The organism is Azospirillum argentinense, assembly GCF_000632475.1.
GTDB lineage: Bacteria > Pseudomonadota > Alphaproteobacteria > Azospirillales > Azospirillaceae > Azospirillum > Azospirillum baldaniorum.
On the sequence record NZ_CP007797.1, the window covers coordinates 455,605 to 468,210 of the forward strand.

15 protein-coding genes are annotated in these 12,606 nt (G+C 71.0%); 7 read left to right on the forward strand and 8 right to left on the reverse strand.

Features of this window, described 5'->3' with window-relative positions; genetic code table 11:
- Positions 1–83: 83 nt before the first annotated feature.
- Genes ABAZ39_RS37290 through ABAZ39_RS33595 form a run of 3 tightly spaced genes read right to left on the reverse strand, consistent with a single transcriptional unit; the run spans position 84 to position 3,849 of the window.
- On the reverse strand, positions 84–395 hold the full coding sequence (locus tag ABAZ39_RS37290) for a glycosyltransferase family 9 protein (protein ID WP_160174884.1): 312 nt from the start codon (positions 393–395) through the stop codon (positions 84–86).
- Entirely contained in the window at positions 392–1,213 is an 822-nt protein-coding gene (locus tag ABAZ39_RS31330) for a glycosyltransferase family 9 protein (protein WP_160174885.1), read from the reverse strand. Before ABAZ39_RS31330 ends, ABAZ39_RS37290 begins: the two co-directional genes overlap by 4 nt.
- Positions 1,210–3,849, reverse strand: coding sequence for a tetratricopeptide repeat protein (locus tag ABAZ39_RS33595; RefSeq protein ID WP_051658787.1), 2,640 nt, complete (start codon positions 3,847–3,849; stop codon positions 1,210–1,212). Before ABAZ39_RS33595 ends, ABAZ39_RS31330 begins: the two co-directional genes overlap by 4 nt.
- 262 nt (positions 3,850–4,111) lie before the next feature.
- On the opposite strand from ABAZ39_RS33595, the gene ABAZ39_RS31340 reads away from it, so the two are divergent.
- Genes ABAZ39_RS31340 through ABAZ39_RS31350 form a run of 3 tightly spaced genes read left to right on the forward strand, consistent with a single transcriptional unit; the run spans position 4,112 to position 5,576 of the window.
- A complete protein-coding gene (locus ABAZ39_RS31340) occupies positions 4,112–4,684 on the forward strand; it encodes an RNA polymerase sigma factor (protein ID WP_040138225.1) in 573 nt (190 codons plus the stop codon).
- Complete coding sequence (locus tag ABAZ39_RS33600; protein WP_051658788.1) at positions 4,681–5,112, forward strand: hypothetical protein; 432 nt, start codon at positions 4,681–4,683, stop codon at positions 5,110–5,112. Before ABAZ39_RS31340 ends, ABAZ39_RS33600 begins: the two co-directional genes overlap by 4 nt.
- Positions 5,109–5,576 (forward strand): periplasmic heavy metal sensor, encoded by a 468-nt coding sequence (locus tag ABAZ39_RS31350; RefSeq protein WP_040138226.1) that lies wholly within the window; start codon positions 5,109–5,111, stop codon positions 5,574–5,576. The genes ABAZ39_RS33600 and ABAZ39_RS31350 overlap by 4 nt, the downstream gene beginning before the upstream one ends.
- Here ABAZ39_RS31350 and ABAZ39_RS31355 read toward each other — a convergent pair.
- Together ABAZ39_RS31355 and gcvA are read right to left on the reverse strand one after the other, a co-directional pair.
- The gene (locus ABAZ39_RS31355; RefSeq protein ID WP_040138227.1) at positions 5,573–6,115 is read right to left on the reverse strand and encodes an ankyrin repeat domain-containing protein; all 543 of its coding nucleotides are present in this window, start codon (positions 6,113–6,115) and stop codon (positions 5,573–5,575) included. The genes ABAZ39_RS31350 and ABAZ39_RS31355 overlap by 4 nt on opposite strands.
- Positions 6,116–6,144: 29 nt before the next feature.
- Positions 6,145–7,065, reverse strand: a complete 921-nt coding sequence (gcvA, locus tag ABAZ39_RS31360) for a transcriptional regulator GcvA (protein WP_081863494.1) — start codon at positions 7,063–7,065, stop codon at positions 6,145–6,147.
- A 117-nt stretch (positions 7,066–7,182) separates the two neighbouring features.
- On the opposite strand from gcvA, the gene ABAZ39_RS31365 reads away from it, so the two are divergent.
- Entirely contained in the window at positions 7,183–7,395 is a 213-nt protein-coding gene (locus tag ABAZ39_RS31365) for a YjiS-like domain-containing protein (protein ID WP_081863495.1), read from the forward strand.
- A gap of 13 nt (positions 7,396–7,408) precedes the next feature.
- Here the strand turns inward: ABAZ39_RS31365 and ABAZ39_RS31370 are convergent, their stop codons facing one another.
- Together ABAZ39_RS31370 and ABAZ39_RS31375 are read right to left on the reverse strand one after the other, a co-directional pair.
- Entirely contained in the window at positions 7,409–8,320 is a 912-nt protein-coding gene (locus tag ABAZ39_RS31370) for an MBL fold metallo-hydrolase (RefSeq protein ID WP_040138229.1), read from the reverse strand.
- A 101-nt stretch (positions 8,321–8,421) separates the two neighbouring features.
- Complete coding sequence (locus ABAZ39_RS31375) at positions 8,422–8,817, reverse strand: hypothetical protein (protein ID WP_040138230.1); 396 nt, start codon at positions 8,815–8,817, stop codon at positions 8,422–8,424.
- 192 nt (positions 8,818–9,009) lie between these two features.
- On the opposite strand from ABAZ39_RS31375, the gene ABAZ39_RS31380 reads away from it, so the two are divergent.
- Genes ABAZ39_RS31380 through ABAZ39_RS31390 form a run of 3 tightly spaced genes read left to right on the forward strand, consistent with a single transcriptional unit; the run spans position 9,010 to position 11,625 of the window.
- Positions 9,010–9,405, forward strand: a complete 396-nt coding sequence (locus ABAZ39_RS31380; protein ID WP_040138231.1) for a VOC family protein — start codon at positions 9,010–9,012, stop codon at positions 9,403–9,405.
- Between the two features lie 53 nt (positions 9,406–9,458).
- A complete protein-coding gene (locus ABAZ39_RS31385) occupies positions 9,459–10,025 on the forward strand; it encodes a Twin-arginine translocation pathway signal (protein WP_308217025.1) in 567 nt (188 codons plus the stop codon).
- A gap of 28 nt (positions 10,026–10,053) precedes the next feature.
- On the forward strand, positions 10,054–11,625 hold the full coding sequence (locus ABAZ39_RS31390; protein ID WP_040138233.1) for a GMC family oxidoreductase: 1,572 nt from the start codon (positions 10,054–10,056) through the stop codon (positions 11,623–11,625).
- A gap of 84 nt (positions 11,626–11,709) precedes the next feature.
- Here the strand turns inward: ABAZ39_RS31390 and ABAZ39_RS33795 are convergent, their stop codons facing one another.
- On the reverse strand, positions 11,710–12,249 hold the full coding sequence (locus ABAZ39_RS33795; RefSeq protein WP_308217026.1) for a ribbon-helix-helix domain-containing protein: 540 nt from the start codon (positions 12,247–12,249) through the stop codon (positions 11,710–11,712).
- Positions 12,250–12,606 lie beyond the last annotated feature (357 nt).

The window sequence follows — 12,606 nt, forward strand, 5'->3', positions numbered from 1 at the left end:
GAAAGCGGCACTCCGAAAGGGCTTTGCCGGGGCGGCGCCGTCAAAGGTTGCCCATCGGCCACAGGGACCGATGGGCGGGCGGCTCAGGGCAACGCACCACCACTCTCGCCGAACAGGGCGAGGATGCGCGCCGCCGCCAGCTCCGGCGGGATCGAGGCGATGCAATGCGCCTCCACCGCCGTGCAGCTTGCCGCCGGACAGGGCGCAAGCGCCGCCGCGGGCCGCAGCACCAGCGCCCGCGCGCACCAGGGGCGGAAGCGCTCCGGCGCGTGGAAGTGGTTGGGGTCCCCGCCCTCCGGATGGCAGGAGAAGACGGCGACCGGCACGCCGACGGCAGCCCCGAGATGGGCCGGACCGGAATCCATGGCGATCAGCCCCGCCGTCCGCTCGATCACCGCCGCCGCCAGCCGCAGGCCGGTCGCCCGGTGAGGTCGGTCACCCGCCCCGGCAGGGCCGCGGCGATCCGCTCCGCCGCCGCCCGCTCCAGCTCCGTGCCGAGAACCGCCACCCGCGCGCCGAGCGCGACCGCCGCCACGGCGACCACCGCCGCCAGCCGCTCCGGCGGGTATTCGCGGCGCGAAGCGGCGGCCCCCGGCGCCACGGTGACGATCCGCTCCCCCGCCGCATCGGCCAGCAGGCGGGCGGCCTCCGCACGGTCCTCCGCGGTCAGATGCACCTCCACCCCAGCATCGTCCGGCGCACCGCCGGCGAAGCGCAGCAAAGCGAGGTTCTGCTCCGCCTCGTGGCAGCCCGGCGGGGGCGTCAGCCGGTGGGTGTAGGCGCGGTCGAAGCCGGCGTTGCCCGACGCCTTCCAGGGCGTGACCGTCTCCGAAAAGCCCACAACGGCACGGGCGCGGCTGTTCGCGGCGAGCGCCGTGGCGCCGTGGCGGTCGAAATCGTAGCGGGGGACCAGCGTCAGGTCGAAGCCGGCGCGGAACGCCTCCGCGAAGGCCGCGGCACCGCCCGGCGTGACGCCGCGCAGATCGATGCCGCCCCCCGGCTTCGGATGCGGCGCCACCACCGCGTCGACATGCGGGCAGGTCACGGCAAGGTCGGCCACGGCGGGGCGCACCGCCAGCACGATGCGCGCCCGCGGCGCCGAGGCCCGCAGACCGCGCAGGAAGGGTGTGGCGAGCACGAAGTCGCCCGCCTCGTCCAGCTTCACCACCAGGATGCGCCGGGCGGACGAAAGGTCGAAGGCAGGGTCTGTCATGCCACGCTCATGTCGATGCGGGCGGGCGGCAGGCCGGCGCACCAGCGCCGCCACGCCAGACGGTAGCCGGCCTCGACCGCCCGGACGTACCCCGCCTCGTCCATCAGGGGGGAGCGCGCCATGCGCTCGCGCAGGCCCGCGCGCTGCGCCTCCAGGAAGGCGCGGTCCGTGGCCAGCCGGACGGCGAGCGCCACGTAGTCGTCCTCGCGCTCCACCACCAGCCCGCCCAGCCCGACGCTGCCGAGCATCGTGGCGCCCCAGCGGGAGATCATCGCCTCCCCCGCAATGGACAGCACGGGAACCCCCATCCACAGCGCATCGCAGGTCGTCGTGCCGCCGTTGGCGAAGACAGGGTCCAGCGCGCAATCGAGCAGCCGATAATCCTCGTAGGGGTCCGGGGCGGTGCCGCGCAGCAGCAGCCGCGATTCCGCCACCCCATGGGCGGCGAAGGCGTCCAGCACCCGCCGCGCCACCCCACCGCCGGACAGCCCGCGCCATTTCAGCATCAGCCGCGCCTCCGGCACCGCCGCCAGCACCCGCCCCCACAGCGCCAGCGTCGAAGCGTTCAGCTTCGTCAGGTTGTTGAAGGAACCGAAGGTGAACACCCCCGCCGTCTCCACCGGCGGGCGGACGGACGGCGCGACGGCGGACTCCGCGGGGCGGTAGCACAGCACGCTTCCCGGCAGGCGGATCAGCTTCTCGGTGTGCAGGGCGTCCGCGCTCGCCGCGGCGAAGCGGTGGTCGGAGAACTGGTAGTCCATCGCCGTCAGCCCCGTCGTGTTCGGGTAGAGCGGCAGGCTGACCTGGACCGGCGCCGGGCGGCGGATGAACAGCGGCATGCGGTTGCGCGACATGTGCCCGCCGCAGTCCACCAGCACGTCAATGCCGTCCGCCCGGATCAGCCGCTCCAGCTCGCCGTCCGGCAGGGCCGCGACGGGGCACCAGCGGTCGGCCAGCGCCGCGAAGCGGACGGTCGCGGCGTCCTTCGGCAGGTCGGCGTAATAGCAGGTCACCTCCACCGCCGCCCGGTCGTGGCGCTCGATCAGCGGCAGCAGGAAGTGATAGCCCGGCCCCGGGTAGCGCTGGAAATCCGGCGACAGGTAACCGACGCGCAGACGGCGCTCCGGATCGCGGTTCACCGCGTCGAAGCGCGGAGCGGCGGGCGGCACCGGCGTCACGGCGCGTTCGAACCGCCGGTGCTCCTCGAACACCGCACCGAGGTCCGCCTCCTCGGCGAAGCACAGGCAGAACAGCAGGTTGGAGCGGACCTCCGCATCCAGCGGCGCGCGGTCCAGCGCGGCGCGCAGGGCGGCCACCGCCTCGCCATGGCGCCCCAGCGCCATCAGCGCGACGCCCAGGTTGGAACTGGCCAGCGCCTCCCGCTCCGCCGCGCGCAGGGCCAGCGCCCGCCGCAGCAGGGTCAGCGCCTCGTCGAAGGCGCCCGCGTCGATGGCGTGGGTGCCGAGGTTGGTCCAGCCGGCGGCGCCGTCGGGCTGCAGGACCAGCGCGCGCCGGAACCACGCCCGCGCCTCCTCGGGGCGCTTGGCCCGGTGCTGGACGGCCCCGGCGTTGAGGGCGTGGCCCGCCTCCTCCGGGTCGGCGCGGACGGCGCGGCGGGCGGCGGTCGCGGCTCCGTCCACCTGACCCAAGGCCGACAGCGCCATGCCAAGCCCAGTCAGCGCGGTCGCGGAGTCCGGGACCAGCGCCAGGGCGCGCCGATAGCAACGCGGCGACGCCGCGGGATGCCCCCGCTCCTGCCACAGATTGCCGAGCACCAGCAGGGCGTCGGGCGCCGGGGCCAGCACCGCCGCCCGCTCCAGCCATGCCGCCCCCTCGCGCCAGGGCTCCGCCGCGGCCAGAGCCGCGCCCAGGATCTTCGCACCTTCGCCGTGGCCCGGCTCCAGCGCCATCAGCCGCCGCCCCGCCTCCGCCACGCCCGCCCTATCGCCCAGCGCGTGGCACAGGCCGGTCACCTGCTCCTGCGCCTGGACCAGCAGCGGCGCCAGGACGGCGGCGCGGCGGAAGGCGGCGAGCGCGTCGCGCGGGCGCCCGGCGTCGCGCAGCGCGGCACCCTGGTTGTAGGCGGGCAGCACGTCTCCGGGTGCGAGCGCCGACGCCCGCCCGTACCAGTCCGCCGCCGGGCCGGGCCGCCCCAGATCGTACAGCGCGTCGGCCAGCGCGTTCACGGCCTCCCCATCCTCCGGCGCCACCGCCAGCAGACGACGGAAGGCCCGCGCCGCGCCCTCCCCCCGGCCCAGCTTGGCGTGGGCGGCGGCCTCCAGCCGGTGATGGTCGGGAATCAGCGGAGCGAGGCGGGCGGCGTGGCCATAAGCATCCGCGGCATCCGCCCAGCGCCCCACCGCCTCCAGCACGCGGCCCAGGTTGAGGCGGAAGACCGGCTGGGCGCCATCCTGCGCCACCGCCTTGCGGATCAGCGCAATCCCCGACTCCGGATCGCCGGTCTGCGCCGTCAGCAGGCCCAGCAGATGCAGCGCGTCGCTCTGGTCCGGCATCTGGCGCAGCACCCGCTCGTAGAGGGGCCGCGCCTCCGCCAGCCGTCCGTTCTGGTGATGGACGACGGCCTGCGCCAGCGTCTCCTGGAGCGTGGCGGGGGATGAATCGCGGCTGGCGCTCATGACGGTCCGTGTGTTTGGCCCACTGACGGGATTTAGGGGGACGGGATTGGGGGACGGTGCTTCGGGACGCGCAGTGTAGCGCGCCCACGCGGTCGCGGGTACGAATGCCTTGACGCCTCCGGGATCGACCGGCCGCAAATTTTCGCTCCGGACCGCGCAGGAGGTCCCAAGCGCCCGCGTATCACCACCAGCAGGGTTCCTGGAGCCGGCCGGACGGCCCCGGATTCAGGCCAGGGCCCGGGAAGGAGCAGAGGATGGCCGCGTGGCGGTGATCGACGAGGATGACGACGAATCGCTGATGGCCGAAACGGCCGCGGGGAACCGGGCGGCCTTCGACCGGCTGACCCGCCGTCACCTGCGCCGGAGCCTCGCGCTCGCCCACCGGGTGGTCGGCAACGCGAGCGACGCGGAGGAGGTCGTGCAGGACGCCTTCCTGCAGATCTGGACGCACGCCGACCGCTGGCGCGGCGACGGGACCCGCTTCTCCACGTGGCTTTACCGCATCGTCGTCAACCGCTCGATCGACTACCGCCGCCGCAGGAGTTTCCAGCCGCTCGACGACGCGGTGGAGGTGGCCGACCCGGCCACCGGCGCCGACGGGCTGCTGGCGGAACGCCAGCTCGGTGCCGCGGTCGACGCGGCGATCGCCGCCTTGCCGGATCGGCAGCGGGCGGCGCTCAGCCTGTGCTACTACCAGGAGATGAGCTGCGCGGAAGCATCGGAGGTTCTGCACGTTTCGGTCTCGGCCATGGAAAGCCTACTGGTCCGGGCGCGGCGTATGGTCCGCACCCGTCTCAACTCCCTGATCCGTCAGAAGGACGGCGACGAGAAATGACACTCAAAGAGTTCAAGCGCTTCGCCGACCTCTACGGCGGCGACATCGACCGCTGGCCCGCGACGGACGGCGTCGATGCCCTGACCCTTCTCGAAAATTCCGCCGAGGCGCGGGCCATCCTGGCCGACGCCACGGCGCTGGACGCCCTGCTCGACCGCGCCGCCCCAGCGGTGGACGAGGACAGCGTGCACCGGGTGATGGACGGCATCGCCGCGCGGCTGGACGCGCCGCCGGTGGAGCGTGTCCCCGCCCCCTGGACCCTGTCGGCGCCGCCCATGCGCTTCTGGCCGACCGCCGGATTCCTCGCGGTGATGGGGATGGCGGGTTTCCTTGCCGCCGCCCAGGGGGTCTTGCCGGTGCAGAGTGCCCAGGCGAACGGTTACGCGGAGGTGGTGGTGAACAGCAGCTATCTGGGGGCGATCCGATGAGCCGTCCCGTCAGCGGTCCCGCCGCCCCGCGCCGTTGGCCCTGGTACCTTCTGGTCGGCTCGCTCGCCGTGAACATGCTCCTGGGCGGCATCCTGGCCGCGCAGGCGCTGCACCTCATGCCCCCACCGCCGCCGCCCGATCCCGGCCAGGGAATCGCGCGCTTCGTCGAACGGGCCGAGCGCTCGCTGTCCCCCGCCGACGCGGCGATCCTGCGGCGCGGGTACGAGGCGGAACGCACATCGATCGAACGCATGCATCAGAACATGGAGGCCTTGCGCCACCAGATTCGCGAGAGCATGAAAGCCCCCACCTTCGATCCGGAAGGGCTGCGGCGCGCCTTCGAACAGGCCCACGCGACGGAGGCCGAACTGCGTGGCCGAATGGACAGCCGCGTGATCGAGGTGCTCGGCCAATTGTCGCCCGAGGGGCGCCGCAAGCTGATGGAAATGGGCCCGCCCCGTTAAACGGTCTGTCCGCCCGGCGCCAGCCGGGCGGCGGCGTTGGCGGCGCCCATGGCGAGGGCCGCCTCGCGGGCGGTCAGGCCGCGGGCGTCCCGCGCGTTCGGGTCGGCGCCGCGGGCCAGCAGGAACTCCACCATCGCGACGCGGTCGAACATGGCGGCGGTCATCAGTGCCGTCCGCCCGTCCGGCCCGCAGCCGTCCACGGCGGCGCCCTCCTCCAGCAAAACCCGCAGCACCGCCTCGTCCCCCTTGAAGGCGGCGGCGGCCAGCGGCGTCTGCCCACGGTCGTTCGCCAACTCCGGATCGGCGCCGTGGCGCATCAGGTTGCGGGCCAACTCGGCGTGACCGTGGTAGCTGGCCAGCATCAGCAGGCTGTCGCCCTTGTCGTTGCGCAGGTTGGGCGGCAGGCCCATCTCCAGCAACTCGGTCAGCTCGGCGGTGCCGCCCGACCGCGCCCAGTGGAACAGCTTCCCGGCGAAGGCGATGGTATCCTCGTCGAGTTCCCTGCGCGGCTCCCGTTGCGGCTCCCCCTGCGCTCCCATGGCGGCGCTCCCCCGGTCAGGATTTCGGCTCAAACCGGGGAAACAACCGCCGCAGCGCTTTGTTGCGCCGTCTCGCCGCGCGCCTCCTCCTGCAGCCAGCCGCGGAAGGCGGCGACGGCCGGGCGGTCCTGCATCCCTTCCGGGCAGACGAACCAGTAGCTGCCGGACGACGCCTCGATCTCCGGGAAGGGCAGGACGAGCCGCCCCGCCGCCACATCCTCGGCGCACAGCATGCGGTCGGCGACGGTGGCGCCCATCCCGGCGGCGGCGGCCTGCATCGCCGGGTCCATGGCGTCGAACACCGCGCCCTGCCGCAGCGCCTCGAAGAAGGGCAGCCCCGCCGCGGCCAGCCAGGCCCGCCAGTCCTGCCCCTCCGAACAGCCGTGCAGCAGCGGGATGGCGCCGAGGTCCATCGGCACCCGCAACCGCTCCGCCAAGGCCGGCGGGCAGACGACGGTCAGGCGTTCCGGCAGCACCTCCACGGCGGAGAAGCCCGACGGCACCTCCCGGCAATAGGGGATGGCGGCGTCGAATTCCTGCGGGTCGAACTCCAGCCCGCTGCTCCAGGCCACGGTCACCCGCACCTGCACGTCGGGGTGGAGCGCCTGGAAGCGGACCAGCCGCGGCATCAGCCAGCGGATGCCGAAGGAGAAGGCCACCTTGATCCGCAAATCCCGCCCCCGCGCCGCCAGCCGCGCCGCTGTGCCGGCAATGCGGTCGAAGGACTCCGACAGCACCGGCAGCAGGGCGCGACCGTCGTCGGTCAGTTCGACCCGGCGGGTCAGCCGCCGGAACAGCGGCACGCCCAGCCACTCCTCCAGCCCCATGATCTGCCGGCTGACCGCGCCCTGCGTCACGCACAGCTCGTCCGCCGCCTTGGAGAAGCTCTCGTGGCGGGCCGCCGCCTCGAAGGCGCGCAGGGCGTGAAGGGGCGGCAGGGCACGCCGCATCGGATGCTCCATGGATGACTTTCGCTCATCCATCTTATGAGAAAGCATGGTTTGTCGTCCACGCACCGACGCGCGATTTTCCGGCTTCGAGGAATGACCGACCGGCGGGAGGGCCGCATGACGAGCATGAGCGGAACGCACGACAAGCGGCACAGCGGAACGACCTCTAGCCCCGCCGCCGGCTCCTGGCTCGCCCGCCTGACCGGCTGGCGGGAGCGGCGGGCGCTGCGCCGCGCCCTGGCCCGCATGGACGCGCATCTCTGGGCCGACCTCGGCTTCGACGAGGCGGCGGCGCGCGAGGAGATGGACAAGCCCTTCTGGAAAGGATGAGCGGACCGACGGATCAGGGCGGCCGGTAGCCGCTGCCGTCCTCGGCGCGGGCGGGCACGTCGACGTAGGTCCCGTGGTCCGGCACGGCGATCCGGTCGAAATCGCGGGCAAGCTCATGGAGCGCCGCCCGCATGCTGCTGCCACGCATGGCGGGACCGTGGCCGGTGACCACAAGCTCGGGCTCCAACCCCGCCAACAGAACCACCGACTCCCGCGCCTTTTGCCAATCCATCGTATAATACATGGGTGGTCCGTGCATCTCCGGGTACTGGACGGCCACGGCGTAGGCGGATTCCTGGCGCGTCGTGATGAAGGCGTCGCCCGCGATGAGGCTGCGGTCCGCCGCGCGCCAGAAGGAGACGTGCCCGGGGCTGTGCCCCGGTGTCGCCAGCCAGCGCCACCCCGGCATGCCCGGCACGCTGCCGTCCTCCGGAAGGCGGCGCAGCCGGCCGCCCACATTCACCGGCCCGCGGGGATAGAGCGGCGCCATCAGGGACATCAGGCCGCCGCCGACCGATGGATCGGGCGGCGGATAGGACGCGCTGCCGTCGAGATAGGGATGCTCCAAGGCGTGCGCGTAGACCGGCGCGTCCCAGCGCTCGGCCAACTCCTCAAGGGCGCCGACATGGTCGAAATGCCCGTGGGTCATCACGATGGCCGCAGGTCGCGAGTCTGGCCCGAACCGCTCCTCCGCCGCCCTGGCGATGAGGCCCGCCATGCCCATGATACCGGCGTCGATCAGCACCCACTGCCTGTCACTGGGCCGGTCGCCGCCCCCCGGCGCGCCGACGAAGACGACGTTGACGATGGCGAGCCGCCGGTAGGCCAGATCGGGGGCGATCTCGTGCATGCCGTCGTCGCGCGCCCGGTCCCGCTCCGGATCGTCGGCACGCCCCGCGGAATCGAGAGGGATCTGCCGCGCCATGCGCCGTCCTCCGTGCTGCGATGGGTGAGGGTCGGCACCACTCACCATTCGTAGGCAAACTGAAGGTGCCGACGATGGTTCCCCACGCAGGGTGGTGGCGGCTACTCCATTGGCTGATCGAGCGGGCGGCCCATCGCGCCACCGGCCGCGGCGCCCAGGGCACAGCCCAGCGCCACGGCCGGTCCGGTCACCGGCAGGGCGGCCCCGCCGGTCGCCGCACCCGCCGCGACGGCGCCCGTCGCCCCCACCGCCCCGCCGGCCAGACAGCCGAGCGTCAGCCCCGCCACCGTATGCCGGTTCTGGTACAGCAGGGCGCCGCCGAGGATGATCGCGCGCTCCGCCCCGTCGCGCAGCCCGCCCGCGCTGTCGGACAGCCAGCCACGCCATTCCGCCCGCCCCTCCGATGTTGGCGACGCGGCCTGGGCCACCGGTGCGGCCATAAGCACGAGCGTGGCGAAACCCGCCGCGGCGAGGGGTCGGCCCGTCCTGTGTCGCATGGGAAGCTCCTTTTTCCAGGACCCGAGAATACGCCATCGCGGCCGGAACGCCGTCCCGAAAGCAGGGATGAGCGACCGCCGACCGGGCTACCCCCTTCGCGTCGGGCCTGTAGTAGATACTTACTGCCACACCAACAATCAGTGTCACTAACATTCACGCTGGAGCCACCAACCGGAACGGAGCCAGCCCCCATGGCCAAGGCCATCCACATGATGATCCGGGTTCTCGACGAGGAGCGGTCGCGGGACTTCTACGCGCGCGCGTTCGGCCTGGAATGCGCCGACCGCTACGCCTTCGACGGCTTCACCCTGGTCTATCTGCGCAACGCCGAAAACGACTTCGAGATCGAGCTGACCATCAACCACGGCCGCACCGAACCTTACGCCCACGGCGACGGCTACGGCCATTTGGCCGTCTGCGTCGAGGATCTGGACGGGGAGCACCGGCGCTTCACCGCGCTCGGCTACAGCCCCAACCCGATCAAGGAGTTCGCGCGGGACGGCGCGCTGATGGCCCGCTTCTTTTTCGTCCAGGACCCCGACGGCTACAAGATCGAGGTCCTCCAGCGCCACGGCCGCTACCGCTGACAAAAGCGCGGCCCCCTCGAAGCAAAAATCATAATCGGTCTTGGGAGGAAGCCATGCGTTCTCCGACGAGCACAACAGCAAAAACCACCCCGAACTTCAGCATGCACCGGCGCGCCTTCCTGGCGGCCTCGGCCACCGCCGCGGCAGCGACGGCCATCCTGGTGTCGGGCGGAGCGATCCTCTGCCCGCGCGAGGCCTGGGGGTATGAGACCAAGGCGCTGGCGCCCGACACCATGCGCTCGCTGATCCGGGTGTCGCGGGACATCTACCCGCACGACCGGCTGGCCGACCGTTTCTACGCCGTCGCCATGAAGGCGCAGGACGAGAAGGCGGCCGCCGACGCCGCCCTCAAGGAGCTGTACGAGTCCGGCATGGCGAAGCTCGACCGGCTGGCCAAGGCCAAGCACGACGCGCCGTACGCGGAGGTCGGCTGGGAGGCCGACCGGGTCCGGCTGCTGCACGAGATCGAGGCCGATCCCTTCTTCCAGACGGTGCGCGGTGGGCTGGTCACCGGGATCTACAACAACCAGGAGGTCTGGCCGCTCTTCGGCTACGAGGGCGAGAGCGCGGCCAAGGGCGGCTACATCGACCGCGGATTCAACGACATCGAGTGGCTCTGACCACCGTCTCAGGAAGGATGTTTCAGCCATGGAAGCGAAATTCGACCTGAACGACGACAGCGTTGTGGTGATCGTGGGCTCCGGGGCCGGCGGCGGCACGCTGGGCACCCAACTGGCGCTGAAGGGCATCAGGACGGTGATCCTGGAAGCCGGCGGCCGCCACAACATGGAGGATTTCCAGAACGACGAATGGGCCAGCTTCGCCCAGATCTCCTGGCTCGACCCGCGCACCACCTCGGGAAGCTGGCGGGTGTCGCGCGACTTCCCCGGCCTGCCCGCCTGGATCGTCAAGGCGGTCGGCGGCTCCACCGTGCACTGGGCGGGCGCTGCGCTGCGCTTCCAGCCGCACGAGTTCAAGACGCGCACCGCCTACGGCGAAGTCGCCGGCGCCAACCTGCTGGACTGGCCGATCACCCTGGAGGAGTTGGAGCCCTGGTACGCCAAGGCGGAGGACCGCATGGGCGTCACCCGCACCAACGGCATCCCCGGCCTGCCCGGCAACAACAACTTCAAGGTCCTGAAGGCCGGCGCCGACAAGATGGGCTACAAGGAGTGCCACACCGGCAACATGGCCATCAACTCGGAGCCCCGCGACGGGCGCGGGTCCTGCCAGCAGATCGGCTTCTGCTTCCAGGGCTGCAAGTCCGGGGCGAAATGGTCCACCCTGATCGCCGAAATCCCCAAGGGCGAGGAGACCGGCAAGCTGGAGGTCCGCGCCAACGCCCAGGTGCTGAAGATCGAGCATGACGCGAAGGGCAAGGTGACCGGCGTCGTCTACGCCGACAAGGACGGGGCGATCCAGCGCCAGAAGGCCCGCATCGTCGCGGTGGCCGGCAACTCCATCGAAAGCCCCCGCCTGCTGCTGAACTCCGCGTCCTCAATGTTCCCGGACGGTCTCGCCAACTCCTCCGGCCAGGTGGGGCGGAACTACATGCGGCACATGACCGGCTCGGTCTACGGCGTGTTCGAGAAGCCGGTGCGCATGTACCGCGGCACCACCATGGCCGGCGTCATCCGCGACGAGGCGAAGAACAAGCCCGACCGCGGCTTCGTCGGCGGCTACGAGATCGAGACGCTGTCGCTCGGTCTGCCCTTCATGGCCGCCTTCCTTGACCCCGGCGCCTGGGGGCGGGAGTTCACCTCGGCGCTCGACGGCTACGACCATATGGCCGGCATGTGGCTGGTCGGCGAGGACATGCCGCAGGAAAGCAACCGCATCACCCTGCACGCCGACAAGAAGGACAAGTACGGGATGCCCGTCCCCAACGTCCATTTCGACGACCACCCCAACGACGTCGCCATGCGCCAGCACGCCTACCGGCAGGGCATGGCGCTGTATGAGTCGGTGGGGGCGACCCGCAGCTTCCCGACGCCGCCCTACCCGTCCACCCACAATCTGGGCACCAACCGGATGAGCGGGAAGGCAAGCGACGGCGTGGTGAACAAGTGGGGCCAGACCCACGACGTGGCGAACCTGTTTGTCTCCGACGGCTCGCAGTTCACCACCGGCGGGGCCGAAAACCCCACCCTGACCATCGTCGCGCTGGCGCTGCGGCAAGCCGACTACATCGCCGGCCAAATGGCCAGGAACGCGATCTGATCGCTGTTCTGTCCCATTATTCGGGACGCTTCGCGGACTACAGCCCCTCTCTTCCGGATGGAGGAGGGGGGCACTCTTTTGCGCTCAGGCCGTCTCGCGTTCTTTTTCCGGGGCGGGAAAAGAGGCCGCAATTCCCACCGGGAGGACGGCGGCGGCCACCGCGGCGAAATCGGTGCGCGCCTCTCGCTCCAGTTCTTCCACGCAAGGGCGGTGGCCCTTCACCTCCTGGGCGTAGGTCAGGCAGGCGCAGCGCAGCAGGCCGGCAAAATTGCGCCGCTCCACCCCGCGGGCCAAGACTTCGTCGTGCAACTTTGACAAGAAGCGACCCAGTGAGACGCCTTGCATCGCCGCGATTTCCTCCAGCGCGTCCCAGAAGGCCGCTTCCAGACAGACGCTCGTCGAATGACCGCTGAGGCGGACCCGCCGGGTTACCATGCGGAAGCGCTCCGGGTCCTGACCGGCAAAAATTCGGCACATCCCTCGTCTCCTTCCAAACTTCCCCGACTCCTTGAATGCACTATGAACGGAAAATCCGTAATGCGCATTAATTTCCGAAAGACGGAACTCGCCCAGGGCGAGTGAAGCGAGAGAAACATCACCAAATCCGCGCGCGTCGAAAAGCACTGGAGACGCGCAGTCTTCCCCGGATACCACCCCCGCCCGCTGAAATATGCGCTTACCTCAGCCAACCCGGCGCAAAAGAACGAGCGTTGAAAAATCGGGGAACCGTTTCCGCAGCGCATTTCTGTCACGGAACCCACCCCTGCCGACCACGTTATTGGTTTCCGGTTTTCGACGCCATTCCGCTGCGCCGCAAAAATCCACTGTATTCGTGGCGAATTCCCCGGCGGCACCCCGACGACACGTCATTGAAGAGAGGATGGAAACATGAGTTGGGCCGGCCAACACCAGTTCCCAATCGGCAGAAACCGAAAAAGAACACGTCCGACCGCCGACTCTCCACACTCCGATTTCACCACC